Here is a 26,465-nt window from a genome sequence, read left to right as displayed (position 1 = left end):
GGGCTCGGGAATTCCAACTACATCTCTTCATGCCAGGCCATGCCGTCGCGCGACAGCAGGGCGCTGGATGCGGCCGGCCCCCATGTGCCGGCGGTGTACAGCTTGGGCGCGGAGTTGGTGTTCTCCCAGGTCTTGAGAATGGGCGCGACCCAGCGCCAGGCCTGGGCCTGTTCATCTCTGCGCACGAACAAGCCCAGCCTGCCGCGGATGACATCCAGCAGCAGGCGCTCGTATGCGCCCATGCGGCGTACGCGCGGACCTGCCCCCGGGCGCTGCAGGTCCAGCGAAGCCGGCACCAGCGCTTGCGTGTCACCGGGCTGCTTGGCCAGGAAATAGAGCCGGATGCTCTCTTCCGGCTGCAGCGTGATGACCAGCCGGTTTCCCGCTGGCGTGCCCAGCGGGCGCGCGAACAGGGCGCAGGGCACGTCATGGAAGTGGATGACGATCTCCGCCACGCGCGATTGCATGCGCTTGCCCGTGCGCAGGTAGAAGGGCACGCCGGCCCAGCGCCAGTTGGCGATCTCCGCCTTGATGGCAACGAAGGTTTCGGTCCGGCTCTCGGACGGGATACCCGGCTCGCTGACATAGCCAGGCACCGGGTTGCCCCCGGCAGCACCGCGGCAGTACTGGCCACGCACGACCTTCTCGGCGACGTCCTCGGGCCGGATCGGCTTGAGCGCCTTGAGGATCTTCAGCTTCTCGTCGCGGATAGCGTCTTCGGACAGGCTGGCAGGCGGCTCCATGGCTACCATGCACAGCAACTGGAGCAGATGGTTCTGCACCATGTCACGCATCGCACCGATGCCGTCGTAGAAGTTGCCGCGCCGCTCCACGCCCAGTTCCTCGGCGATGGTGATCTGCACTTCCTTCACCCACTCGCGCCGCCATAGCGGCTCGAACAGGACGTTACCGAAGCGCACCGCCATCAGGTTCTGCACGGATTCCTTGCCCAGGTAGTGGTCGATGCGATAGATCTGGTCCTCGGCAAAGAACTTTGCCACCGCCGAATTGATCGCCTCGGACGACTCCAGGTCATGGCCCAGCGGTTTTTCCAGCACGATACGGCTGCGTTGGCCGGTGAGCCCGACCCGCGCCAGCTGCTCGCAGATCCTGACGAAGAGGTGTGGCGCGGTGGCCAGGTAGCACACCACCACCGGCGCGGCACGGGCATTCACCAGTTCGGCCAATGCATCGAAGCCTGGCTCCGTGTTGGCGTCGACCTGCAGGTAGACGATGCGTTCCAGGAAGCCCGGCCAGGATGAGGCCACGGTATTGCCCGCCAGTGCGGGCAATACCTCGTCGTTGAGCATGGCAAGGTAGGCCTCGTGGGCCAGCGGCTGGCTGCCCAGCGCGAGTATGCGCCCCTCCGGGTGCAGTGCACCTGCCGCATGCGCGTCGAACAGGGCCGGCAAGAGCTTGCGGCGGGCCAGGTCGCCGGTGGCGCCGAACAGTACGAAATCGAAATCCGGGGCCTGTGTGCCGGTCTTGGTGCTATCCATCATCAAGTCACCTGGAAAGGTCTGAAAGGTGTTCGGGTTTGGCCGGGCGCTATCTCGGCGCCGCCCAGCCCTTGTAGTCGCGGACATTGGCGCGCGTGACCAACGTGGATGGGAGCAGCACCACCGGCTTGGCGGGACGCTGGCCGTTCATCATGCCGACGCCCAGCCGCACCGCGGTGCGGGCAATGGCCCACGGGTCCTGGCTGGCCGAGGCCTGCACCAGCGTGTCGGCCTTCAGCGCCGCCTCGATGTCGGGCGCGCCGTCGACCGATGCGATCAGGATGCCGCGCCGGTTGAGTTGCCGGGCGGCCAGGTCGGCCCCGACCGCCTGCGGGTCATTGATGGCGAAGACTGCGTCCACCTTGGGAAAGCGCGTCAGGTAGAGCTGCATCACGTTGAGCCCGCCTTCGCGCGATCCCTTGGCGTCCTGGTCGTCGGACAGGATGCGGATGTCGGGGTGTTTCGCCAGCACCGCCTTGCAGCCCCTGACGCGGTCCAGCACGGCTGACACCGGCGGCCCGTTCTGGATGATGAGGTTGCCGCGGCCCTTGAGCCGTTCGGCAAGGAAGCCGCAGGCCAGCTCGCCGGCCTGGAGGTTGTCGGTCTGCACGGTGGCGTCGGCACCGGCTGCGGCCACATCCACCGCCACCACCACGATGCCCGCCTTCTTCGCCTTGCGCACGGCCGGCTCGATCGCACGCGCGTCGGCGGCGTTGATCAGGATCAGGTCCACGCCGGCGACGATGAAGCTGTCGATGTGCGAGAACTGCTTGTTGAGGTCATAGTCGGCCGACAGCACGGTGACCTTGGCCTGCGGGTTCACCTGCTTCGCCGCGGCTTCGGCGCCGCGGGCCAGCGCCACGAAGTAGGGGTTGCCGAGCGAGCCCAGCGTGACGCCCACCTTCTTCAACTGCCGTGGCGCGGCCGCCGTGGTGGGCTCAGAGGCCGGCGCTTGTGCCATGGCGCCGGCGATGCCGCATGCGCCAAGCGCGACTGCCATCAGGAATTGCTTGATCACTTCCGTCTCCTGCGCGTGTTCAGGTGCGTGCCGAGCCTTTCTGGCGATAGCGGTCCAGCGCGACCGCGCCGATGATCACCAGGCCCTTGATGATGTACTGCCAGATGTCCGACACCCCCAGCAACACCAGGCCGTTTGACAGCGCGGCAATGATCAGCGCGCCGATCAGCGTGCCGCCGATGGAGCCGACGCCGCCGACAAAGCTGGTGCCGCCGAGGATCACCGCGGCGATCGCATCCAGCTCATAGGATTGCCCGAGCTGCAGGCCGTTGGCCGCGTACAGGCGCGAGGCAGACATCACGCCGCCAAGCCCCGCCAGCAGGCCGGACACGGCATAGACGAACAGCAGCACCCCCCACACCTTGATGCCCGACAACCGGGCCGCCTCGGCGTTGCCGCCCACGGCATAGATCTGCAGCCCCAGCACGGTCCGGCGCAGCACGACCCAGGACACCGCGATCACGGCACAGGCGATGATCACCAGCCAGGGCACACCCAGCACGTCACCATTGCCGATGAAGGCAAAGCCGATGTCGGGGTTGTAGATGGTGCTGTCATGTCCGACCAGCCGCGCCAGCCCGCGCACCGCGGTCAGGCTGCCCAGCGTGACGATGAAGGGCGGCAGCTTCATGAAGGCGATCAGCGCGCCGTTCACCAGACCGAACAGCAGGCCGCACAGCAGGGCGGCGGGCACGCTGAGCGCGGACAGTTCCGGCGTCAGCGAGGTCAGCATCGCCGCCACGGCCGAGATCGAGAGGATGGAGCCGACCGACAGGTCGATCCCTCCCGTCAGGATGACGAAGGTCATGCCGGCCGCCAGCACCAGGTTGATCGACGCCTGCTGCGCGATGATCGACAGGTTCTGCAGGCTGGCGAAGTTGTCGGTCAGCAGCGTGAAGCCGGCGCACAGCAGCACCAGCACAGGCAGCATGCCCAGCGCACGCAGGCGCTCTTGCGTGGTGGCGCCGCGGCGGCTGGCAAGCGTGCGCGCCGCGCCGTGTGAAGAAACGGCGTGTGCTGTCGGTTGGATCGAATTACGCATGGTGTCTCCAGAATCTGTGTGGTGTGCTTGCCGCCGACCGTCTGCGCGGTCTCGGGGGGAGTTGTCGGTTCAGTGCAGCACGGTGGCCGGTGCCGGGTCGTCCGCACCGGTGGCGAGGGCGATGATGCGCTCCTGCGTGGCGGCGGCATCCGGGCAGGCGTGCACCTCGCCGACCAGCCGGCTTTCGCGCATCACCAGCACGCGGTCGCACAGACCTACCACCTCTGGCAGTTCGCTGGAGATCAGCAGGACCGCCACGCCGGAGCGGGCCAGCTCGTCGATAAGGCGGTAGATCTCGGCCTTGGCGCCGATATCCACGCCACGTGTGGGCTCGTCAAGGATCAGCACGCGCGGCTTCGTTTCCAGCAGGCGCGACAGCATCACCTTCTGCTGGTTGCCGCCCGACAGCGAGCCGACATTGACGCGCGGATGCGCCACGCGTATGCCCAGGGAGCTGACGGCGTCGGCCGTGCGCCGACGCGCGCTCGCACGATTGAGCCGACCGCCGCGCAGCGCATCGCGTGCGGCGACGATCAGGTTGATGTTCTCGTGCACGCTCTGGTCAAGGAACAGGCCCTGCAGCTTGCGGTCTTCGGTCAGGTAGGCAATGCCAGCGTCAATGGCCTGGCGGGGATGATTGACGGCCAGAGGCGAGCCGGCGAGGTACACCGCGCCGCTGGTGGGCGTATCGGCACCAAAGACCAGCCGCGCCAGTTCCGTGCGGCCTGCCCCGACCAGGCCGGCAAGGCCAAGGACCTCTCCGGCATGCAGGTCGAAGCTGCAATCCCGCACGCGCCGTCCGTCGGACATATTGCGCACCGACAGCACGATGTCGCCCCCGTGCGTCTCGCCGTGCGTCTTGGTGTAGAAGCCCGACAGGTCGCGGCCGACCATCATCTTGACCAGTGCCGCCTGGGTCAGCTCGGCCTTTTCCAGCGTGCCGACGTAGCAGCCGTCGCGCAGCACGGTAACGCGATCGGCCAGTTCGTCGATCTCGGCCATGCGGTGGCTGATGTAGATGATGGCCATGCCGTCGGCGCGCAGCTGCCGGATCAGCGCAAACAGGCGGTCGGTCTCGCGGGTAGACAGCGGTGTGGTGGGTTCATCCATCACCAGGATGCGGGTCTCGAAATGTACGGCGCGGGCAATTTCCACCAACTGGCGCTGGGCGATCGACAGGCGGTCGACCAGGGTCTGCGGCGTGAAGTCGGCACCGAGCCGGGCCAGCGTGGCCTCGCAAGCCCGCGCCATCGCGGCGCGATCCACCATGCCGTGGCGGTGCAGGTGGCGTCCCAGGTAGATGTTCTCGGCGACGCTCAGGTTGGGCGCCAGGCTCAGTTCCTGGTAGATCACCGCGACGCCGTGGGCGCGGGCGGCGAGCGGCCCGTCGATGACCACCGGATGGCTGGCGATGCGGCACTCGGCACCGTCATCGGCGATATAGGCGCCCGAGAGGATTTTCATCAGCGTCGACTTGCCTGCGCCGTTCTCGCCCATCAGCGCATGGACTTCGCCGGGATAGATCGTAAGCTGGACGTTGCTGAGCGCCTTGACGCCGGGGAAGGTCTTGGAGATGTTGCGCATCTCCAGCAGCGGCGCCGCAGCGGCGTGCCGGGGGGCGGTGATTGCGTCAGACGGTTGCATAGCTGGCCTCCGGAACGATGGCGGACGCGCCCTTGAGCAGTTCTGCGCGCGGCGAGAAGTTCATGAACATCGGCAGGGACGCAGCCCCGACCGCTCCGGCATTGGCGCCAAAGCAGCCGCGCACGATGCGCGCGGCGGGGCGTGCCTCTGGGGCGCTGTCGTCCAGCGCCTGCTGCAGGCGCTCGATCAGCGTGGCCACCAGGCCGCCGTCGATATCGGCATCAAAAATCACCAGCGGCACGTCCAGCACGGCCAGTGCCGATTGCAGCGCAGGCGCCAGCGCATCGACACAGTCATCCACCCATTCCGCCACGGCCGGGTGCTTCAGTTCCACCTGCTGCTGCAGGTCGGCATGGCCGTGCACGGTCACGCCGTGGTGGCGCAGGTGGCGCGTCAGCGCGTTGAGCGAGGCGCGCGAGATCAGGATGTCCCGCTGCCGGCCCGGCATTGCCGGGGCGGAGGCCAGCGTGCTGGGCGGCACCGGCATCATCGCGATGTCTCCGGCATTGCCGGAGACCCCGCGCACGCAGTCGCCGTTGAGCACCACGCCGCCGCCGATCGCCGGGCCAAGGAAGACATAGAGGAAATGCTGGGCGTGGTGCCGGCCGTAGAAGAGTTCGGCCACCGAGGCTGCGGTGCCGTCGTTCTCGCCGAACACCGGCAGTCCGGTGGCCGCCGCCAGCATGGCGGGGAAATCCGCCTGGTCCCAGGCGCGGAAGGTAGCCTGGAAGGCTTTGCCCTGCATGTCCAGTTCACGCAGCCACGCGCCCAGGTTGTAGGGTTGCGCGACACCGATGCCAAGCAGGCGCTTCTGCTCGGCCGGGGTGAGCAGGGCGCGCATGTCGTCGATGTCGCGGCGCACCAGCTCAAGCGCCTGGTCGGGGTGGGGCAGCACCATCTGGTGGGCGCGGCTGGCCAGGATATGCCCGGCAAAGTCGACCATGACGGCCTCGATGCTGCCGCGGTCAAGCCGCACGCCTATGCCAAAGGCCCCCTTGGGCTGCAGGCGGATCAGGCTGGCAGGCTGTCCGCGCTGGCCTTCCACGCGCCGCCCGGAAAGCTGGATCAGGCCTTCGTCGGTCAGGCTCTGCACGATGCTGCCGACCGCTGTATTGGTGAGTTGCGCCATGCGAGCCAGGTCTGCCTTGGATGCTTCCCCGGCCCGGCGCAGGGCCAGCAGCAAGGCACGCTCGTTGTAAAGGCGCAGGCTGGCAGAGTTCACGCCACGGCCTGCCTTGGATGCGGTCATCTTGTCTCCGTCCGATCGGCTCCAGCTGGGGAGCGCTATTAATTAATTCATGTTGAATTAAAGAACAGGGGCGGGAAGAACTCAAGCACGGGAAAACCCGCAAGGCAATTTGGCGACCGTGCTAAAACGGGGGGATTCTCGGAGTCCCTTGTGAGGCCGTGAGCTGCCTGGAATGCGCAATGGCAGCTGTATCGAGGTGTGGGCCTGTCGAGTGGGTGCAGCCAACACTTTCTGGATGTGTGTGTAGTGACTGTCTATGCACTCGCAACGCCCAATTACGCAGGTTGGTGCGCGAGCATGACCCCTTTGGGCTTGCCGGTCGTGCCGCTGGTATAGAACAGCCAGTCAAGGGTGTCTTCGGCGACATCGGTGATCGGCATGCCCGGCGCTGCGAAGAGGGCATGATAGTCAGTGGAGCCGACGACGATGGTCCGTATGCCAGGCTCTGCGTCGACGTCAGTGACGAGCAAAGGCAGGCTCCACTGTCCTGCAGAATCCCACAAGCGCTGAGGGGTGCTTGCTTGCTGGCAATTCCCGGTGCGGAGCAGGGAGTGCCTGCCCCGCCCCCACAGGATCGACGTACTCTTGCCTTGGCCGTTCGCTCCAGAACTGCCGTCCGATGACACTACGTTCGCCCAACTGCGGAAGAGCCCACAGAAAATAAAAGTCTGTCATTGGGGATACTCGGCGCACCGTTGCCAGCGACACACGGTCGACAAATGGCGCACGCCGGTTGCAGGTGCCTCACGCGGCGTCCGGCGCCCCCACCAAGGTCATCAGCGGCGCCATGCATGGACTGGCCGCCGCCAGCGCGCGCTGTTCGTCGAGGATGTCCTGCAGGATGGCATGGGTCGTATCCGGGTTGGCCAGCACCACGCGGAAAACGGCAATCGGGCGCCCACCCCACTGGGTCGACGTCAACTGCGTGCGCGATACGAACGAGCGGCCGGCGTCACGTTGCATTTCCTGGATGCTGATGGTCAGCGCATCCAGCGCGTCCAGGATCTTCTCGCGCCTGTCGGCCGAAGCCGTTGCCAGGGCGCGACCCACGGCCTCGGGCACATGGCGATAGGTCAGGATGCAAAGCTGCGGGTTGCTGTCGAGCTCGAAATCCGGCTGCTGCGCAATCAGCGACGCAAAGTAACGGGCGTTATCGATGCTGCGATCGATCAACTGCGCCAACCCCTTGCGACCCAGCAGATGAAGGTTCGCATAGAGCATGACTACCGCCGCGCCGCGCGATCCTTCGAGCGTATGGCGCCCCAGGTCCACCGAGCCCTTGCGCACGATGTAGTTCGCATGCTGGATGATTTCCTGCGTCCAAGCCGGGCTCCGGAACAGCACCATGCCGGCCCCGATGGGCACGTAGAACTGCTTGTGCGCATCGATGACGACGGAATCGGCACGCCCGATGCCCTTGAAGCGCCAGCGCTCGCGCTCCGACAGCAGCGTTGCGCCACCCCACGCGGCATCCACGTGGAAATGGCAGCCGGCCTCCTGAGCAACATCGGCAATCGCGTCGAGCGGATCGACCGCGCCCGTCTCCGTCGTCCCCGCTATGCCGACGATCGCCATCGGCCGGATGTTGCGCTGCTGCAGGTCACGCAGGGTGTCGCGCAGCAGGTCGATGCGCATGCGACCGTCTGCATCGACCCCGACCGGCACCAGATTGTCGCGTCCGATGCCAAGGACGTCGGCTGCCTTTCCCAACGAGTAGTGCCCGCGCTCCGAGACCACGATGGCAAGCCCGTCATAGCCGTAATGGCGTAGCGCGGCGCCCAGTCCGGCACGATGGATGCCGGAGAAGCCATCACGCGCGCGCAGCAGGTTGTTGCGGCTCGCCCATAGCGCGGTGAGGTTGGCAATCGTGCCGCCAGAGCAGATCGCGCCGAGCGCATGGTCGGCATCGTGCAGCCATGTCGCATAGAACGCGCTGTCCTGCGCAAACACCAGCTTGTGCAGCATACCGATGACCTGGCGCTCGAGCCCCGTCAGCGCGCCGGATGTCTCGATCTTCACGACGTTCTGGTTCAGCGCTGCCACCACCTTGGCCAGCGAGGGCATGAACGACGGCAGCGACGACGTCATGTGTCCGACGAAAGTGGGCGCCGCCACGGGCGTCACGTGCCGAAAAACGTCGTTGAGCAGGTGATCGGCATGCGCTTGCGGCGATGTCGGCGTCTCGGGCAGCTCAACCGACGCGAATACAGCCTCGCGTGTGGCGCACGCGCCAACGGGATCAAAACGCTCGCCCGCGAAGTAGTCCGCCGGATGCTCGGCGATCCATCGCTCCAGCGATTCGAAAGCGCCGCGATCGGCGTCGAACCAGCGCAAAGGGCAGTCGTCGCCCCCGTCCGTGCTTGGTGAGGTCTCTTCGCAAGAGATGTCCGGCTTCGTTTGCATTAGGAAGTTCAATTCCGGGGCACAATGGTTCACCGGGCATTATGCCGGATCGGACGGATACGGAGACAGGGTACCTCCCGGCGCGAACAGCTACTTTCCCAGTGCGGCAGCCGCATGCCAGTACATCGGTTCGGTATACTGAGAACTAAAGACCGCTCCCCCTCATACCCAATGGCACAGTCAGAGAAGAAGAGCATGGCCGGCGAAATCAAGGCCACGATTCAGCGAGAAATTGAGAATGGCGACATGCCGCCCGGCACGCCGCTGGACGAACGCATGCTGGCCGAGCGCTTCGGTGTCTCGCGCACGCCGGTGCGGGAGGCGCTGCAGCAGTTGTCGGTGCAGAATATGGTCCGCATCGTGCCGCGGGTGGGCGTGTTTGTGTCGCGCCTGTCGATCACGCAGTTGCGTGAAACCCTGGAGCTGCTTGGCGAGCTGGAGGCCGTAGCGGCGAAGCTTGCCGCGCGCCGCATGGACGACGATCAGCGCGTCAGCCTGAAGGCGGCCCGCGCCGAATGCGAGCAGGCGCATGCCGAAGACGATGGCAAGCGCTTTGCCAGGGCCAATGCGGAGTTCCATGACACGGTCTATGCGGGTAGCCACAACGAATACCTGGTGGCACAGATCCAGGGTATCCGCCGGCTGATGCAGCGCTACCGCCCGCGCATCTTCCAGACCCCGGCGCGCCGGCAGCGTGTGCTGGAAGACCACCAGCGGCTGGCCGAGGCCATCCTCAGCGGCGATGAAACCGCCGCGCACGAGGCCATGCTCGAACACGCGCCCGTGGGCACGACCGGATTCTCCGAATTCCTTTCCACCTTGCCGGCCAGCTACCTCGAGGGCGAGAGCGGCGGCGAGCCGACGGCCACCAGGAGCGCCGCACCCCGCGGCGGCGCCAGGCGTGGCCGCAAGCCCGCCGCCCCGCGGGCAGCCTGATCCGGCAGGCGGGCGGCCCGAATGCTCCCCCTTTCTCATGGGTTCTCATGGGAGGGGTGAGCCCTTCGCGGCGCCCGTTCAGGCGAAAACTCAGAACTTGTGCCGCATGCCCATCGCGATGCCAAACTGGCTCTTCTCGTTCGGCGCGATCTGGTAAGCGGCCGTAGCGCCATTCAGGCTTTCAAAGTTCAGCGATGCATTCTTGGTGTACGCCGTGCTGAGGTAGACATCAGTGCGCTTGGACAATGAGTAATCGGCGATGAAGGTGACCTGCCACGGGTTGCTCGGATTGGTCTGGCTGGTTGCGGTGTACTGCGCCTTGACATTGTCGTAGTAGAACGCACCTATGAGCTGCAATGCCCCGGTTGCCTGGTAGTTCAGCGCAAACCACCACAGGTCGTCGCGCGCAGCGGTGTTGGCCGCGCGCGTGCCGTTGTTGTTGTACCGGTACGCCGCCTGGGCCAGCAGCTCCGGCGTGATCTGGAAGCGCAGGCCCAGCGCTGCCTTCTGCGTGCGGGTGTAATCGGCGGTCTTGGCGCTGTTGATGCTGTCATAGGCACCGGCGACGCCGAACGAGCCGAAGCGGTAATCGAAACCGCCACCGAAGGCCGACGAACCCGTGACGGTTCCGGCCTGCTCGCCAAAGGCCCAGTGTGCTTCGGCCGTCAGCGGGCCCAGGTCGACATGGTATTTCACCATGTTGTCTTCGCGCAGGTTCGAGCCGGCAATGCCAACCACGGGTTCATACGTGGTCGCATACGCCGTGGGCGAGTAGTTGGCCATCATCAGGAACAGCGAAGTATATTGCCGGCCCAGCGTCACTTGCTGCGCGCCGCTGCGCAGGCCGACCCATGCCTGGCGGCCGAACAGGCGGCCGCCTTGCGTGGAAACGCCGTTATCCAGGGTGAAGCCGCTTTCCAGCGCGAAGAGTGCCTGCTTGCCGCCTCCCAGGTCTTCCGTGCCTCGCAGGCCCCAGCGGCTCGGGGACAGGCCGCCCGAATTCACGCCGACCCTGGAATGCCCGTCCGGGCCCGTTCCCAGATTGTTGTTGGTGTATTCGATGTTGGCATCGGCCACACCGTACAGCGTGACGCCCGATGTCTGCGCGGCCGCGGTGGCGCTGGCGACGACGCAGGCAAGGCCGACCAGGTTTCTTTTCATGCTGTTCTCCTCCAATGTCTTGGCTGTCATTTCCGGGATTCGGAAAGTGCCGGAACTATCGCTTATTGGTATGTGTATAACAAATAGTGGTATACGTTAGTGCGTATCAGGAATGCAACGAGAGTGGGGGGCACGTCGTGAAAATGAGGCTCGCGGCCTCACGCGCGGCCGCGCTGGTAGTCGGCGAAGGTCTTTCCTTCGCGCGCCAGCCGGGCCAGCAGCGGTGCCGGTTCCCACCAGAAGCCGTGCTGCGCGTGGAAGCGCTCGATGTCGGCGTACACCTCGCGCAGCCCGATGCGGTCGGCGTAGTACATCGGGCCGCCATGGCGCGCGGGAAAGCCGTAGCCGGTCAGGTAGACGGTGTCGATGTCGCTGGGCCGCAGCGCCACACCGGCTTCGAGCAGCTTCGCGCCCTCATTGACCATGCCGTAGACGCAGCGCCTGATGATTTCCTCGGCGCCGATGGGGCGCCGTGCGATGCCGAGTCGTGCGGATTCCTGTTCGATGAAGGCTTCGACCTCCGGATCGCGCAGCGGCTGGCGGCTCCCGGGTTCATAGCGGTACCAGCCTTTGCCGCTTTTCTGTCCCAGGCGCCCAAGTTCGGTCAGCTTGAGGATCAGGTCGTTCCAGCGCCGGTCCTGCGGCCGCGTCGCCATCTGCGCCTTGCGGGTCTGGTAGCCCACGTCATTGCCGGCCATGTCGTGCACGGCGAAGATGCCCATGGCATAGCCGAAGCCCGTGAGGGCCTGGTCGACCTCATGAGGGAGCGCGCCTTCCTCGACCAGGAAATGCGCTTCGCGCGTGTAGTTGCGGAACAGTGCATTGCCGATGAAGCCGGGGTAGACGCGTGCGAGCACCGCTGTCTTTCCCATGCGCCGTCCCAGATCCATCAGCGTGGCGATCACGTCCGGCGCGGTGTCGCGGGCTCGCACCACTTCGAGCAGGCGCATCACGTGCGCCGGGCTGAAGAAGTGGGCGCCGACAACGTCTTGGGGGCGGCGCGTGACCGCCGCGATGGCATCGACGTCCAGCCCGGAGGTATTGGTCGCCAGGATGGCGCCGGGCTTGCACCGCGCATCGAGTTCGCGGAACACCTGCTGCTTCAGCGACATGTCCTCGAAGACGGCTTCGATCACCATGTCGGCGGACCCGACGTCAGCCAGGCTCACGGAGCCTTTGATGAGCGACAGCCTCGCTTCCATCGCTGACGGTTCCAGCTTGCCGCGCGAGACACTGCCGGCGTAATTGTCGCGCACGCGGCGCAGGCCGGTATCCAGCCCTTGCTGGCTGCTGTCGATCAGCGTGACCGGAGTGCCGATATTGGCCAGCGCCATCGCAATGCCGCCGCCCATGGTGCCTGCGCCAATCACGGCAACATGGTTGACCGGGCGCAGCGGCAGGTCCTGCGGGAAGTCCGGGATATGGGCCGCTTCCGCCTGGGCGAAGCGGACGTAGTCTGCCGTGGCCTGTGCCGCGGCATCGGCGCTCGATGGAATCGTGGTGGTGGTCGTCATGGCGTTGCTCGGCTCATTCTGATTTCGCGCCGGGGGCGGCGAGGGGTTTGGCACGGCCTTCGACGAAATCGCGCAGGCGTTCGGCGGCCTCGGGAGGGCGCGGGATGTTCGAGGTCAGGTACTCGACGAACAGGCCATCGTCATGCGACAGGTCATTGATGCGTGGCAGTACATTGGTGATGCGCCAGTTCGTATCCGCGGTGTTACGGGCGATCAGCGCAGCGAGCTCGCGCGCCTTGCTCAGCGCCTGGCCTTGCGGCACCACATAGCGCACGATGTGTTCGCGCTCTCCTTCCTGGGCAGTAAGCAGGCGTCCGGTCAGCATCATGTCGGCCATCACGGTGTAGCCGACCACGCGCTGGATGCGCACCGTGCCGCCGCCACCGACAAAGATGCCGCGCTGTCCTTCGGGCAGGCCGAACAGCGCCGATTCATCTGCCACGCGGATGTGAGCGGCTGTGGCCAGTTCCAGCCCGCCGCCAACCACCGCGCCGTGCAGCGCCGCGACGAACGGAATGGGCCCGCGCGCGATGCCGTCGAACACCGTGTGCCACGAGTGGCGCGTACGCTTGCGTGGCCGCGGCTGCTCGCCGGAGGCGCGAGCCAGCGCTTCCTTCAGGTCCAGCCCCGCGCAGAAATTGCTGCCGTGGCCAAATAGCACGCCGACATCGGCTTCCTCGCCGGCACGCACGACGGCGTCGTGCAGGGCCCAGACCACCTCTTCGTTGATGGCATTACGCTTATCGGGCCGGTTCAGGCCGATCAGTGCTACGTTGCCGTCGAGTTCATACGTCACCAGTTCAGTGCTCATTTCATGCTCCTTGTTCATTGCGTGGTTCGACGGTGTGGCGGCTACAGGTCCAGCACCAGCTTGCGGGTCTTCGCGCCTGAGCAGCACACCATCATCCGGTTGTTGGCGGCACGTTCGGCGGCGTTTAGCACGAGGTCGCGGTGATCCGGTTCGCCGTCCAGCACGCGCACCTCGCACGTTCCGCACACGCCTTCCTGGCACGAGTACATGGGCTCCACGCCTTCGGCGATCAGGCATTCCAGGATGGTCTGGCCAGGCTGGATCTCGAGGCTGCGGCCGCTGCGCGCGAGCTCCACGGTGAAACCGCCATCGGTGGCGGCGGCCTCGCGCGCGGCAAAGTACTCGCGATGCACGCGCTCGGGCGGCAGCGATGCGGTGGCCTGCTCGAAGGCCTCCAGCATCGGCACCGGGCCGCAGCAATAGATATGCGCGCCTGCCGGCAGGCTCGCGGCAATGGCCGCGACATCGAGGCGATCGGCGCCGGCTTCGCGGTCGAACGTCAGCCGGACTTCGCCACCGGGCTCCGCGCCCATGGCCTCCAGCGTCTCGATGAACGCCGCCTGCTTGCGTGTGCGTGCGGCATAGTGCAGCCGCCACGGACGGCCCAGCTCGCGCAGCCGATGGATCATGCCTAGGATCGGCGTGATGCCGATGCCGCCGGCCACCAACACTGCGATCGATGCCGAATCGTCGAGCGGAAAATTGTTGCGCGGCGCGCCGATGGTCAGCACGTCGCCGGGCCGCAGCGTTTCGTGCAGGTAGCGCGAGCCGCCGCGGCTCTGCGTATCACGGTTGACGCCAATCACATAGCGATGCGGCTCGGACTGGGGGTTCAGCAGCGAGTAGCTGCGGATCAGGCCATTCGGCAGATGCAGGTCGATATGTGCGCCGGCGGTGAACGCGGGCAGGGTGCGCAGGGGCGGCTCCGGCCTCAGGTCGAACGCCAGGATGCCGTCGGCCTCCCAGCTGATGGATTTGACCCGGACTTGCAGGGTGTCGGTGATGCTCATGGATGTCTCCGGTCGAAGTGGGGGCGGACGCGCCAGAGCGGCCTAGGTGGACGCCAGGGCCGCAAAGGATCTGCCGTTCCCGCTTCTACAGTTCTGCGCGGAAGCCCGAGGCGCGGATGATGGGGTCCCAGGTTTCCAGTTCGGCGCGCTGGCGGCGCGCCATCTGTTCGCCGTCGAGGTAGTCGGGCACCACCGCGAGCTGGCTCATCAGCGTCCGGCGTGCCTGCGGTGCGGCCAGGATGGTCTTTAGCGCCGCCTGCACGCGGGCGATCTCGGTCTTCGGGGTTTGCACCGGTGCCCACATGGCCGTCCACGCGTCGCCGAGGCGCACCGGAATGCCCTGCTCTGCCATGGTCGGGATGTCCGGCGCCAGCGCCGAGCGCTTGTCGGCGAAGATGCCCAGCAGGCGTACCTTGCCGGCACGGTGGTGGCGCAGCAGGTCCTGCAGCAGCGTGACCGCCGACGGGATATGGCCGCCCAGCAGGTCGTTGATCATCGGCGGCGTGCCCTTGTAGGGCGTGACAGCCAGCGAAATGCCCGCCGCCTTGGCGAACTGCAGGCCCAGGAAGTGGTTCTGGCCGCCAAGCCCCGGCGTGCCAAAGCTGGCCTGCTGCGGATTGGCGCGTGCCCATCGCACGAACGATTCCGCGCTGGTGGCGCCGCTTGCCATGCCCGCGGCCATGCCGGTCGGGTAGGACACCAGTCCGGCCACGGGCGCGAAATCGCGCCACAGGTCCCACTTGAGCTGCTTGCCGAACACCAGCGTCTGGAACGTGGGCGTGGCATTGGGCGCAATCATGTAGGTCAGGCCATCCGGATCCGCGGACTTGAGCACGTCGGCGGCAAGGCGGCCACCGGCGCCCACGTGGTTCTCCACGATCACCGGCTGGCCCAGCAGCGCAGGCAGGGAATCGGAAAAGTACCGCGCGATGGCGTCGGTGCCGCCGCCGGGCGGCAGTCCCACCAGAATGCGGATGGCGGGTTTGCCGCGCAGCTGCGCGAACGAAACCGCTGGCGCGGCGAGGCCGGCGCACGCCGCCAGCATCAGCCGGCGGCGCGAGCGGAAGCGGGGGCTGGTCATCGTTGTCTCCGTCATCTTGTCAGTCGTGTGACGGTTGCCTCAGGCAGCCGTGGTCAGCGACCGCCAGTCTTCGCCGGCGGGCAGCACGCCGCCGACCGAGACGATCCGGCTGTAGTCGAGCTCGGGGTTGTCGGCAAGCGTCGGGGTCTTGCCGGCCTGGAACTCGCGCACCGACTTCAGCAGCGCCTGCCGCACGCGCAGCACCGCGCCATCGGCCGAGCACAACTGCTCGGTGGTGCGGTCTGCAATCGGGCCCTGGCCGATGAACATGGCGAAGTCTTCGGTGCCAAGGTGTTGCGGAAATCCGGTGGCATGGCCGCGGCGCATCAGGTCGCGGTTCTGGCCCCAGTTGTTGGCGGGCGTGCCCGGCGGCAGCGGCGGGAAGTCCCAGACGTCGGGCGTGGCCGACATGATGGTCATGCCGAGCGGGCGGTGCGGGTTGAAATGCACGAACCAGGCGCGGTGCGTGACGTCGTCCACCGGCGTGGAGAAGAACACCGTGCTCGGGCCCTTTTCATCGGGCGCGCAGATGATCCCGTACCACGGCATGACGAAGTTGTTCACGCGCGCATAGAGCTTGTCGTCCGGCAGCGGGCGCAGAGCCGCGTAGCGGTAGCCGTAAGGACGGTCCTCGAATTCCAGGCGCGGTGCCAGCGCCTGCGTCATGTGCATGCGCTGGTTGCCCGAGCCCGCGGTGATCTGCGTAGTCGATTCATGCAGCACGCCAACGTGCGACGAATCCATCGACGCTTCCACGCCCTGCACCCAGTTGGTCGGCACTTCCTGGCTGGTGACCGAGCGCTGGTCTTCGGGCAGCGACGTGAACGGCAGGTCGGGGAACTTCGGTGCCTGTTCGCCCTTGCCGAGCCACACCCACACAATGCCGCCACGTTCCTGCACGCCGTAGCGGTTCACGCGCACATGCTTGCAGAACTGGGCCTGGTCGCCGACATGGTTCGGGGCTTCGAGGACTTCGCCAGTAGTCCCGAGCTTCCAGCCGTGGAAGATGCAGCGCAGGCCGTTGTCCTCGTTGCGTGCCATCAGCAGCGAGGTCTTGCGGTGCGGGCACAGCTCGTCGAGCACGCCGACCTGGCCGTCGGTGCGGCGGAACGCCACGTAGTTGCTGCCAAGCAGCCGCACGCGCACGGGCGCGCCATCGGCCACCAGCTTCGCCGACGGCACCGCCGGGAGCCAGTAATGCTGGCGGATCATCTCCCCCATCGGCGCGCCGTTCTCGACGCGTGTGAGCAGGTCATTGTCTTCGCGGGTCAGCGGCATCTCAGCACTCCTCGTCGGTGCGGAAGGCGCGCGAGTACAGGCGCCTGCAGTTGCATTCGAAGATGTTCCTGCGCTGCTCGTCCGTCAGCCACGAGATGCCTTCGATGACCGGCTTCATGTCGTCGTAGTCGCGGTCGGTCAGCGGGTCGCGCGCGCTGCCGGTGCCGGGCTTCTCGGTGCCGAACAGCACGTTGTCGGTGCCAGCCACTTTCAGCAACAGGTCGATCGCCTCGGTCGAGTAGTTGCAGGTATCGAAGTAGAGCTTGCGCAGTTGCTCGTCGAATGTGACGGTCTCGCCCTTGCGCACCGACCACGAGCGGAAGCGGCCCATCTGGTAAGGAATTGCGCCGCCACCGTGCGCCACGACGATCTTCAGGTTCGGGAAGTCCTGGAACACCTTCGAGTTCAGCAGCGAGATCACGGCGATGCTTTCCTCATTGATGAACTTGAGCGTGTACGACTCGCGCGCGCTGCAGCTGCCGGCGGAGTGGATCAGGCCCGGCACGTCCAGGCGTGTCATGGCTTCGTACAGCGGATACCAGAACGCATCGCCCAGGCCCGGCGGCGTCGGGCCTTCGCTCTCGGTCGGGTCCGGGTTGATCAGGCATCCGACAAAGCCGAGTTCATTGACGCAGCGCTCCAGCTCGGGCACGGCGCGCTCGGCCGGGGATTCCAGCATGTGCTGCGGCAGGCCGGCCACGCCGCGGAAGCGGTCCGGGAACATGGTGACGAAGCGCGCGATGATGTCATTGCAGTGGCGCGACCACAGCTCGGTCACGCGGCCCGGCTTGACCGAATGCATCTGCAGGTAAGGGCGCGGCGAGATGAACTGCACGTCGGTGCCGACGGCGTCCATGCTGCGCACCAGCTCTTCCGCTGCCTTGCGCACCGAAGCGTCCGGAATCTTCGGCGTGGTGGACGGATTGGCGCGGCCGCCGATCAGTTCCGCCATGTAGCGGAAGCTCTCCGGGGGCATGACGACGTGGGCGTGGGAATCGATGATCATGGTTCAGCCTTGGTTGGCGCCGGCCAGGACGGCCAGGCATTCGAGTTGCAGGAGCATGCCGTGCTGCAGGTCATGCACGACGATGTGCCGCGCGGGGCGGTCTTCAGGGTTCGGGAAGCACTGCAGCCACTCGGCATTGATGGCGTCGCGCACGCTGTTGTCTTTCACATAGATGGTCAGCTTCACCACATCCGCTACGCTGGCGCCGCCAGCCCCGAGTACGCTCGCCAGATTGCGGAACGCGTGAGCAGCCTGTGCGTCGGCACCGGCCGGCAGTGCGCCGGTGGCTGCGTCCTTGCCCGAGATGGCGGAGGTGCAGATGACATTGCCTACGCGTGCGCCGGCGGGAATGGGGGCGTTGTGCGCAAGGCCGGGCACGTCGATCGAACGGAGAGGTCTGGTCATGGGATGCCTGAGGTAATGGGTTGCGGGGAGCGGGGTCAGGAGACGGCGGCATGGCCGCTGTCGAAGAAATGGGCCGGCACCGTCGCGAGAAATTCGGCGAAGCCCGTGGTGCCCGCGGGCACATGGAGCGTCATGGCCGCGGCGGCCAGCTGTTCGTCGCCGGCGCGGATGGCGTCGGCAATGCGCTGGTGTTCTGCCAGCGACTTCGCGATCTGCACGGCAGTCGCGAAGTCGCGCATGCGGTAGCGCTGCAGGCACCGCCGCGCGGCGCGGATATGGCCGGCGAGAATCTCGTTGCGGCAGCCCTGGTAGATCGCTTCGTGAAAGGCCGCGTTCGCGGCGGCGTAGCCTACGGCGCCCGGTGTCGCCGCGACCCGGCGGCCCAGAGACAGGCCTGCGTCGAGTGCGGCGTGCAACGCTTCGTCGCCGCGGCGTGCCGCCAGGCGCGCAGCCAGTGATTCCAGTTCCCCCACGTATTCGAGCATCGCCCGCACCTTGCCCACTGACAGGCGCGCGACCGCTGCGCCCTGGCGCGGGGCGATGCTGACCAGCCCATGCGCGGCCAGTTGCTGCAAGGCTTCCCGCACCGGTGTGCGCGATACGCCAAAGCGCTGCGCCAGCTCGCGCTCGTCGAGCGGTGCTCCGGGGCACAGTACGCCAGCCTCGATTTCGGCCTCCAGCGTGGCGCGAATGTCTTCGGCCCGGCTGTGGCGCCCGGCGGGACGTGGTGGGTTCAGGGTATGGTCGGTCGTTTGCATACGGTTCGACGCCAGCAAGCATCGCTTTGTTGATCGAAAATATACAACAAAAAAATAGTGGTATGCAAAGACGGCATTCTAAGATCGCGTTGGGCACGCTCGGGAATCCTGAGCGTTCGTCTTCTATTCTGAGAGAAAAGACGGCCCGGATTGACGAGGGAGTTTGCCCGCAAGCCCTTCATGCATATGGATTTCTGCCCTTCCAGGAGTCGCGCTCCGAAGTCCGGAGAATGCGGCGTTTCAGTGACCTGTTAGCCGCTTGCATGCCTTGCAGTCCAACGGGCAGCGCCGCGCAGCTAGGGAAATTCCCTACGAATTTTTCAATTATCCGTTTTCTGGTGTATTGAAACGATGGTTGTGGTATGCCAGAATTCGTCAAACACGAGACAACCACCGTTTCCTGGAAGAGACCCCCAACCCATGAAGACCTCTGACTTTCCCGGCGCGCAGGCCGGACAGCCCGAACCGGCGGCGGCAGCCGCGGTGGCTGACGTGACCTGCGTCCTCCGTCCGGCTTCCGTGGCGATCGTCGGCGCTTCGGCGGACCCGCGCTCGTTCGGCGGCTTCGTGCTGGCGAACCTGGAGCGCTTCGGCTACGCCGGTGCGATTCACCTGGTCAGCCGCAGCAGCACCGAGATCAATGGCCGCGCCTGTGTGAAGGCGGTGGACGAGCTGCCCGCCGGCATCGACCTGGCCGTGCTGGCGATTCCCGAGGCAGGCGTGCTCGATGCGGTGCGCAGCCTGGCCGCGAAGGGCACCCGTGCGGCGGTCCTGTTCGCATCCGGCTATGCAGAGACCGGCGAGGCCGGCCGCAAACGGCAGGACCAGCTCGCCGCAGCCGCGCGCGAGGCCGGCATGCTGCTGCTCGGACCGAACTGCATGGGTTTCACGAATTTCGAGGGCAACGTGCCCGTGACCTTCGAAGCGGTGCAGCCCTATCCGTGCGGTGGCCGCCCCGGTATCGGCGTGGTCGCGCAAAGCGGTGCGATGGCGGCGAACATGCGCGATGCCTTCGTCGGCCGTGGCCTGCCGCTGACGGCGGTCGTCTCCACGGGAAATGAGGCATCGCTCGGCGCGGAGGATTTCGTTGCCCACTACATCGACGACCCGCAGACCCGCGTGCTGGCCGTGTACGCCGAACAGGTGCGCCGTCCGCGCACGTTCCTGGCGCTGGCGCGCAAGGCGCGCGAGGCCGGCAAGCCGGTCGTGATGCTGATGCCGGGCCGCAGCGAGCGCGCCCGCGAAGCGGCCCAGTCCCACACCGGCGCACTGGCCGGCGATCACGCCACGGCCTGCGTGGCGCTGGCGCGCGAGGCCGTGGTGCTGGTCGATACCCCTGACGAGCTTGTCGACGCTGCAGCAATCCTGCTGCGTTTCCCGGTGCCGCCTGCTGGCGGCCCGGCTTTTATGACGGGGTCCGGCGCGATGAAGAACGTCGCGCTGGACTTCTGCGACGGGCTCGGGCTGGAACTGCCCCCGCTCGGCGCGCAGACAACGGCAAGTCTCAAAGCCATGCTGCCCGACTACGCCGTCGCCGAAAATCCACTCGACTACACCACGATCGGCGTACGGCAGCCGGGGCTGGTCGGCGAGGTTCTGCTGACCATGCTGTCCGATCCCGCCGTAGGAAGCATCGTCCTCAGCATTCCGGCGGGCCCCGAAGTGGCACAGCGCGACAAGGCCGAGCACATCGTCCCCGCGCTCGCCCGCGCCGGCAAGCCGGCGGTCCTCGTCGTGACCGGCGACAGCGGTCCGATCGAGCCGTTCTTCGTCGATGCGATCCGCGCGAGCGGTGTGCCGTTCTTCCGCTCGCCCGATCGTGCCCTGCGCGCGCTTGCCCGGGTTTCAGCCTACGGCGAGGCGCTGCAGCGCGCCGGCCGCGCGAGCCAGTCCGTACCGGCGGCGGTGCCGCTGCCGGGTGCAGTTCCGCCTTCAGGTGTGTTCGCGGAGTACCAGGGCAAGGCGTGGCTGGCGGCTGCCGGACTGGTCGTGCCGGAGGGCGCGTTGGCAGCCAGCGCGGATGAGGCGGCCGCCATTGCGGCGCGCATCGGCTACCCGGTAGTGATCAAGGCGCAGGCCAGCGAATTGCCGCACAAAAGCGATGTTGGTGGTGTGATGGTCGGCCTCGCCGATGAAGCCGCGTTGCGTGCCGGCTGGCATCGCCTGCAACAGAATATCGCTACGCATCGTCCAGGCCTCACGCTCGACGGCGTGCTGGTCGAGGCCATGGGGCCGCGCGGTCTGGAACTCGTGGTTGGCGCGAAGCGCGACGCCGGCTGGGGACCGGTTGTGCTGGTTGGCCTCGGTGGCGTGTGGATCGAGGCGCTCAAGGATGTGCGGCTGATCCCGGCGGATCTTTCCGAAGCCGATGTCGTGCAGGAACTGAGCCGGCTCAAGGCGGCATCGCTGCTGCGCGGCATCCGCGGTGCGGCTGCAGTCGACGTGGCGGCGATTGCGCGGGCCGTGACCCTGATCGGCGGCCAGATGCGCGCCAACCCTGCCATCACCGAGATCGACGTCAATCCGCTGGTGGCCTATCCCGACCGCGTGCTCGCGCTTGACGCACTGGTCGTCTGTGCACCGCAAGCCTGATCCCACGGCATACCAATCATGAAGCTGACTTTCTCTCCCGCCGACGAGGCGTTCCGCCAGGAGGTGCGCGCGTTCGTCAAGGCGAACCTCCCCGCCGATATCCGGCGCAAGGTCGAACTCGGCCTGCGCCTGGAGCATGCCGATTACGTGACGTGGTTCCGCATCCTTGAAGCGCGCGGCTGGCTCACGCCGGGCTGGCCCGTCGAACACGGCGGTCCGGGCTGGAACCACGTGCAGCGCTATATCTTCGACGAGGAAACCATGCTTGGCGGCGCGCCGCGCATCATCGCCAGCGGCATCCAGATGCTGGGGCCGGTGCTGATCGCGTTCGGCACGCCCGAGCAGAAGGCGAAGTACCTGCCCGACATCCGCCAGAGCAATACGTGGTGGGCGCAGGGCTTCTCCGAGCCGGGTGCTGGTTCGGACCTGGCCGCAGTGCGGACCACCGCGGTGCTGGAACCCGATGGCAAGCACTTCGTCGTCAATGGCCACAAGGTGTGGACTTCCTATGCGCACTGGTGCTCGATGATGTTCGCGCTGGTGCGCACCGACCCGGACGCGGCCAAGCCGCAGGAGGGTATCTCGTTCCTGCTCATCGACATGAACACGCCGGGCGTGCAGGTGCGGCCCATCCGTATGCTCGAAGGCGGCACCGACCTGAACGAGTGCTATCTCGACAACGTGCGGGTGCCGGTGGAAAACCTGGTCGGCGAGCTGCACAAGGGCTGGTCCTACGGCAAGTACCTGCTCGGCCATGAACGGACCGGCATCGCGGGCATCGGCTCATGCAAGCAGCAATTGCAGCGGGCCCGCGAACTGGCAGCCAGCCAGGGGCTGGACGGCGATCCGGTGCTGCAGTCGCGCCTGGCGCAGTTCGAAATCGAACTGCTGGCGCTCGAATTCACCGCGCTGCGCCTGCTCAGCGCCAACCAGCAGAGCCGGGTGCCGGCGGTGGAAGCGTCGATGCTCAAGGTGCGCGGCACCGAATTGCGCCAGGCCATCTACGAGTTGCTGGTGGAAATCGCGGGCCCGCATGCGGTGCCGTTCGAAGAAGCCGCGCTGCGCGGCGAACTGGGCGACCCTGCCAGCCCGCCGGAACTGTCGGCGCTGGCCGCCAACTACCTCGACGCGCGCAAGCTGTCGATCTACGGCGGCGTCAACGAAGTGCAGCGCAACCTGATCAGCAAGGCCTTCCTCGCGGCCTGACACCGTACCGAGACCATGGATTTTTCACTCAACGACGAACATATCGCGCTGCGCGATGCGGTGCGCCGCTTCTGCGATGGCGAATACCCTGCGCATCGCCGCGGCGATGCCGAGACCGACGACGAGGCCAGCGCGCGCTGGGCCGCCATGGCGAACCTCGGGCTGCTCGGCCTGCCGCTTGCGGCGGATGTGGGCGGCAGCGAGCAGGGCCCGACAGAAATGATGCTGGTGGCGCAGGAACTGGGCCGTGCGCTTGGCGGCGGTGCCTGGCTGTCGAGCGTCGTGCTGGCGGGGCAACTGCTCGATCAGGCCGGCACGCCCGCGCAACGGCAGCAGTGGCTGCCGGCATTGGCAGCGGGGCAGGCGCGGCTGGCGCTTGCCATCAACGAGGCCGACGCACGCTATGACCTGGCACGCGTGAGCACGCTGGCACGCGCCGAGGGCGACGGCTGGCTGCTCCACGGCGAAAAGACACTGGTACTCGATGGCGCCCGGGCCGATGCCTTTATCGTGGCTGCGCGTACCGCGGGAGACACCGTCGACGCGCAAGGCGTGACGCTGTTCGTGATTCCCGCCGGTGCGCCCGGGCTGTCCGTGCGTGAGTTCCGCACGCTGGATGGCCGCAGCGCCGCGCATCTCACGTTGCGTGAAGTCAGCGCGGATGCGGACGCGGTGCTGGGGGAGCCCGGCGCCGCATTGCCAGCGATCGTCGCCGCGACCGACCGGGCCAACGCGGCGCTGTGCGCGGAAGCCGTCGGCGCGCTGGAAGCACTGCTCGACCTGACCGCGGAACAACTGAAGACGCGCAAGCAGTTCGGCACGCCGCTGGCGAAGTTCCAGGTGCTGCAGCACCGCGTGGCGGACATGCTGATCGCGCTCGAGCAGTGCAAGTCGATGGCCTGCGTGGCCGCCATGGCGGTGGCCGACGGCGACCCGGTGCAGCGTCGCCGGCTGGTGTCCGCAGCCAAGACGGTGATCGGGCAGGCGGGGCGGCAGGTTGGCCAGTGGGCCATCCAGATGCACGGCGCCATGGGCATGACCGACGAATGCCGTGTCGGCCATTACGCCAAGCGCCTGATGGTCATCAACCAGTTGTTCGGCGATGCCGGACACCACCTGGCTTGTTTTGCCCGGCAGGCCTGAGCAACGGCTGGCTGGTTCACGCAAGAAATACACAGGAGACAAAAGACATGGCCCTCATCCGTATCCTCAGATCCGCTTGCGGCGTGCTGGCGCTGGGACTGGCATTTGCCTGCGGCGCGCAGGCGCAGGAAAAGCAGCCGATCAGGTTCCTGGTCGGCTTCCCGCCCGGCGGCTCGACCGACACTGTCGCGCGCGTGCTGGCCGAGAAGCTGCAAGGCGAACTCGGGCAGACCGTGATCGTCGACAACCGCCCCGGCGCGGGTGGCCGCTTGGCGACCGGCATGCTCAAGCACAGCGCGCCCGACGGACTGACCTACATGGTCGCGCCGAATGCCACCGCGATCTTCCCGACGCTGCTGTATCCGCCGGCCACGCTCAAGTACGACTTGCTGACGGACCTGACGCCGGTCGCGGTGGTGATCTCGTATCCGCTGGCGCTGGTGGTGAGTACCCAGACCGGCGTCACCGATGTAAAGGGCTTCGTGGAATGGGTGAAGGCGCATCCCGGCAAGGCCATGTTCGGCACGGCCGGGCTCGGCGGCCAGACCCACTTCACCGGCCTGCAGTTCGGCAAGTCTATCGGCGTACCGATGAGCGTCGTGCCATACAAGGGCAACGGCCCGCTTGTCACCGATCTGCTCGGCGGGCAGCTCGCTGCCGCCGTGATGACCGCCGGCGACATCCTGCCGCATGCCAGGAGCGGCAAGGTCCGCATCATCGCCGTGTTCGGCGCGGCGCGCTCGCCGCTGCTGCCGGGCGTGCCGACCGCGACCGAGCAGGGCGTGGCAGTTGACAGCGGCGAAGCGTGGGCCGGCATCTGGGCACCCGCGCGCACGCCGAAGGCGGAGCTCGATCGCATGCAGGCGGCACTGGGCAAGGTACTCGCCATGCCCGAGGTGCGCACCACGCTGCAGCAACGGGCCACGCTGAACCCCGACTTCCGGCCGGCCGCAGATTTGGATCGTTTGCAGCGCAAGGAACTTGCCTACTGGGGCCCCGTCATCAAGGCCAGCGGTTTTACGCCGGACCAGTGATGCCGCGCGTGACACCAGCCATCTCCACCTAGTCCCTGCTTTTCATCATGACCCTGAACGGATCCGCCTACATCGTGGGGGCCTACGAGCATCCCACACGCAAAGCCGATGACCTGTCGGTAGCGCGCCTGCATGCCGATGTGGCGCGCGGCGCGCTGGCCGACGCCGGCCTCACCGCCGCCGATGTCGACGGCTACTTCTGCGCCGGCGATGCGCCAGGCCTTGGCACTACCACGATCGTGGAATACCTTGGCCTGAAGCCGCGCCACGTGGATTCGACCGAGTGCGGCGGCTCCGCGCCGATCCTGCACGTGGCCCACGCCGCCGAGGCCATTGCCGCGGGGCGCTGCAACGTCGCGCTGATCACGCTGGCGGGGCGCCCCCGCGCGGCCGGTGCCGCGCTGGCGCTGCGGGCCCCGGACCCGGACGCGCCCGACGTTGCCTTCGAACTGCCGTTCGGCCCGGCCACGCAGAACCTCTACGGCATGGTGGCGAAGCGTCATATGTACGAGTTCGGCACCACCAGCGAGCAGCTCGCATGGATCAAGGTGGCCGCGTCGCATCACGCCCAGCACAACCCGCACGCCATGCTGCGCAACGTGGTGACGGTGGAGGACGTGGTCAATTCGCCGATGGTGGCCGATCCGCTGCACCGCCTGGACTGCTGCGTGATGAGCGACGGTGGCGGCGCGCTGATCGTGGCGCGCCCCGAGATCGCCCGCCAGCTCAAGCGTCCGCTGGTGAAAGTACGCGGCACCGGCGAAGCACCCAAGCACGCCATGGGCGGCAACATCGATCTGACGTGGTCGGCCGCCGCGTGGTCGGGCCCGGCGGCGTTTGCGGAAGCCGGTGTCACGCCCGCCGACATCAAGTACGCATCGCTGTACGACAGCTTCACCATCACCGTGCTGATGCAGCTCGAAGACCTGGGCTTCTGCAAGAAGGGCGAGGGCGGCAAGTTCGTCGCCGACGGCGGCCTGATTTCCGGCGTGGGACGCCTGCCGTTCAATACCGACGGCGGCGGCCTGTGCAACAACCATCCGGCCAACCGCGGCGGCGTCACCAAGGTGATCGAGGCCGTGCGCCAGCTGCGCGGCGAGGCGCATCCCGCGGTGCAGGTCCCCAACTGCGACCTGGCGCTGGCCAGCGGCATCGGCGGCGCGCTCGCTTCGCGCCATACCGCGGCGACGCTGATTCTTGAAAGGGAATGAACACCATGAGCATACCTGCTACTCCGGCTACCGCTGCCAACGCGGCCGCCAAGGCGCCGCCCGCCGGCCCGCGCAAGATTCCCGCGCCGCGCACGCTGCCGGAAAGCCAGCCGTTCTGGGAAGCCGCCAACGCCGGACGCCTGGTGATCAAGGCCTGTCTGGACTGCCGCGCACTGCACTACTACCCGCGCGACATCTGCCCGCATTGCCAGTCCGACCGCACCGAATGGCGCGATGCCAGCGGCTTCGGCACGGTCTACTCGTTCAGCACCATGGGCAAGGGCGAGGCCGCGTGGACGCTTGCCTACGTCCGGCTGGACGAAGGCGTGACGATGATGACCAACCTGGTGGACTGCGACCCGCGCGGGATCGAGATCGGCCAGCGCGTGAAGGTCGTGTTCAAGCCGAGCGATGGCGGCTACGCCGTGCCGATGTTCACCCCGGCGTAAAGACCTGAGGCAACG

At 66.9% G+C, this 26,465-nt stretch carries 23 protein-coding genes; 7 read left to right on the top strand and 16 right to left on the bottom strand.

The features are described 5' to 3' along the window. Positions 1 to 17: 17 nt before the first annotated feature. The 7 genes from zwf to panP all read right to left on the bottom strand — a co-directional run bounded on the left by zwf (position 18) and on the right by panP (position 8,786). Complete coding sequence (gene zwf, locus ACIGJC_RS22795; RefSeq protein ID WP_483714518.1) at positions 18 to 1,499, bottom strand: glucose-6-phosphate dehydrogenase; 1,482 nt, start codon at positions 1,497 to 1,499, stop codon at positions 18 to 20. 49 nt (positions 1,500 to 1,548) lie between these two features. Beyond that, a complete protein-coding gene (locus tag ACIGJC_RS22790) occupies positions 1,549 to 2,499 on the bottom strand; it encodes an ABC transporter substrate-binding protein (protein WP_483714517.1) in 951 nt (316 codons plus the stop codon). Positions 2,500 to 2,536: 37 nt separating this feature from the next. Continuing rightward, positions 2,537 to 3,559: an ABC transporter permease subunit gene (locus ACIGJC_RS22785; RefSeq protein WP_483711682.1), complete on the bottom strand. Its 1,023-nt coding sequence runs from the start codon at positions 3,557 to 3,559 to the stop codon at positions 2,537 to 2,539. A 69-nt stretch (positions 3,560 to 3,628) separates the two neighbouring features. Next, positions 3,629 to 5,203 carry a sugar ABC transporter ATP-binding protein gene (locus ACIGJC_RS22780; RefSeq protein WP_483711681.1) on the bottom strand — a complete coding sequence of 525 codons (1,575 nt, stop codon included), beginning with the start codon at positions 5,201 to 5,203 and terminating at the stop codon, positions 3,629 to 3,631. Then, positions 5,190 to 6,452, bottom strand: a complete 1,263-nt coding sequence (locus ACIGJC_RS22775; RefSeq protein ID WP_483711680.1) for an ROK family protein — start codon at positions 6,450 to 6,452, stop codon at positions 5,190 to 5,192. Before ACIGJC_RS22775 ends, ACIGJC_RS22780 begins: the two co-directional genes overlap by 14 nt. A 275-nt stretch (positions 6,453 to 6,727) precedes the next feature. Continuing rightward, the gene (locus ACIGJC_RS22770) at positions 6,728 to 6,922 is read right to left on the bottom strand and encodes an AMP-binding protein (protein WP_483711679.1); all 195 of its coding nucleotides are present in this window, start codon (positions 6,920 to 6,922) and stop codon (positions 6,728 to 6,730) included. A 274-nt stretch (positions 6,923 to 7,196) separates the two neighbouring features. Continuing rightward, on the bottom strand, positions 7,197 to 8,786 hold the full coding sequence (gene panP / locus ACIGJC_RS22765; RefSeq protein ID WP_483711678.1) for a pyridoxal-dependent aspartate 1-decarboxylase PanP: 1,590 nt from the start codon (positions 8,784 to 8,786) through the stop codon (positions 7,197 to 7,199). A gap of 264 nt (positions 8,787 to 9,050) precedes the next feature. Between panP and ACIGJC_RS22760 the strand changes: the two genes are divergently transcribed. Beyond that, a complete protein-coding gene (locus tag ACIGJC_RS22760) occupies positions 9,051 to 9,791 on the top strand; it encodes a GntR family transcriptional regulator (protein WP_483711677.1) in 741 nt (246 codons plus the stop codon). Positions 9,792 to 9,881: 90 nt separating this feature from the next. Here ACIGJC_RS22760 and ACIGJC_RS22755 read toward each other — a convergent pair whose 3' ends face one another. The 9 genes from ACIGJC_RS22755 to ACIGJC_RS22715 form a co-directional block, all read right to left on the bottom strand. Then, the gene (locus ACIGJC_RS22755) at positions 9,882 to 10,952 is read right to left on the bottom strand and encodes a porin (protein WP_483711676.1); all 1,071 of its coding nucleotides are present in this window, start codon (positions 10,950 to 10,952) and stop codon (positions 9,882 to 9,884) included. A gap of 158 nt (positions 10,953 to 11,110) precedes the next feature. After that, on the bottom strand, positions 11,111 to 12,466 hold the full coding sequence (locus ACIGJC_RS22750; protein WP_483711675.1) for a 3-hydroxyacyl-CoA dehydrogenase: 1,356 nt from the start codon (positions 12,464 to 12,466) through the stop codon (positions 11,111 to 11,113). Positions 12,467 to 12,479: 13 nt separating this feature from the next. Then, positions 12,480 to 13,277: a crotonase/enoyl-CoA hydratase family protein gene (locus ACIGJC_RS22745; RefSeq protein ID WP_483711674.1), complete on the bottom strand. Its 798-nt coding sequence runs from the start codon at positions 13,275 to 13,277 to the stop codon at positions 12,480 to 12,482. Between the two features lie 41 nt (positions 13,278 to 13,318). After that, entirely contained in the window at positions 13,319 to 14,287 is a 969-nt protein-coding gene (locus tag ACIGJC_RS22740) for a PDR/VanB family oxidoreductase (protein WP_483711673.1), read from the bottom strand. Positions 14,288 to 14,372: 85 nt separating this feature from the next. Beyond that, positions 14,373 to 15,368 carry a tripartite tricarboxylate transporter substrate-binding protein gene (locus tag ACIGJC_RS22735; RefSeq protein WP_483711672.1) on the bottom strand — a complete coding sequence of 332 codons (996 nt, stop codon included), beginning with the start codon at positions 15,366 to 15,368 and terminating at the stop codon, positions 14,373 to 14,375. Positions 15,369 to 15,407: 39 nt separating this feature from the next. Continuing rightward, positions 15,408 to 16,646, bottom strand: coding sequence for a Rieske 2Fe-2S domain-containing protein (locus ACIGJC_RS22730; RefSeq protein WP_483711671.1), 1,239 nt, complete (start codon positions 16,644 to 16,646; stop codon positions 15,408 to 15,410). A 1-nt stretch (position 16,647) separates the two neighbouring features. Further along, entirely contained in the window at positions 16,648 to 17,652 is a 1,005-nt protein-coding gene (locus ACIGJC_RS22725; RefSeq protein WP_483711670.1) for an amidohydrolase family protein, read from the bottom strand. Between the two features lie 3 nt (positions 17,653 to 17,655). Continuing rightward, entirely contained in the window at positions 17,656 to 18,057 is a 402-nt protein-coding gene (locus ACIGJC_RS22720; protein ID WP_483711669.1) for a RidA family protein, read from the bottom strand. A 35-nt stretch (positions 18,058 to 18,092) separates the two neighbouring features. Then, positions 18,093 to 18,815: a GntR family transcriptional regulator gene (locus ACIGJC_RS22715; RefSeq protein WP_483711668.1), complete on the bottom strand. Its 723-nt coding sequence runs from the start codon at positions 18,813 to 18,815 to the stop codon at positions 18,093 to 18,095. A gap of 420 nt (positions 18,816 to 19,235) precedes the next feature. Between ACIGJC_RS22715 and ACIGJC_RS22710 the strand changes: the two genes are divergently transcribed. From ACIGJC_RS22710 to ACIGJC_RS22685, 6 genes are read left to right on the top strand one after another with little or no spacing between them, the layout of a single operon-like run. Then, complete coding sequence (locus ACIGJC_RS22710) at positions 19,236 to 21,407, top strand: acetate--CoA ligase family protein (protein WP_483711667.1); 2,172 nt, start codon at positions 19,236 to 19,238, stop codon at positions 21,405 to 21,407. Positions 21,408 to 21,425: 18 nt separating this feature from the next. Beyond that, a complete protein-coding gene (locus tag ACIGJC_RS22705) occupies positions 21,426 to 22,613 on the top strand; it encodes an acyl-CoA dehydrogenase family protein (protein WP_483711666.1) in 1,188 nt (395 codons plus the stop codon). Between the two features lie 15 nt (positions 22,614 to 22,628). After that, positions 22,629 to 23,756 carry an acyl-CoA dehydrogenase family protein gene (locus ACIGJC_RS22700; RefSeq protein ID WP_483711665.1) on the top strand — a complete coding sequence of 376 codons (1,128 nt, stop codon included), beginning with the start codon at positions 22,629 to 22,631 and terminating at the stop codon, positions 23,754 to 23,756. A 47-nt stretch (positions 23,757 to 23,803) separates the two neighbouring features. Continuing rightward, entirely contained in the window at positions 23,804 to 24,790 is a 987-nt protein-coding gene (locus tag ACIGJC_RS22695) for a Bug family tripartite tricarboxylate transporter substrate binding protein (protein ID WP_483711664.1), read from the top strand. A gap of 47 nt (positions 24,791 to 24,837) precedes the next feature. Continuing rightward, on the top strand, positions 24,838 to 26,001 hold the full coding sequence (locus tag ACIGJC_RS22690) for a thiolase domain-containing protein (protein ID WP_483711663.1): 1,164 nt from the start codon (positions 24,838 to 24,840) through the stop codon (positions 25,999 to 26,001). A gap of 5 nt (positions 26,002 to 26,006) precedes the next feature. Next, positions 26,007 to 26,450 (top strand): Zn-ribbon domain-containing OB-fold protein, encoded by a 444-nt coding sequence (locus ACIGJC_RS22685; protein WP_483711662.1) that lies wholly within the window; start codon positions 26,007 to 26,009, stop codon positions 26,448 to 26,450. The last annotated feature ends 15 nt before the right edge of the window (positions 26,451 to 26,465 follow it).

The sequence above is a fragment of the Cupriavidus sp. C3SS-1 genome, from assembly GCF_057073755.1.
This window is presented reverse-complemented; position numbering and strand designations above follow the sequence as displayed.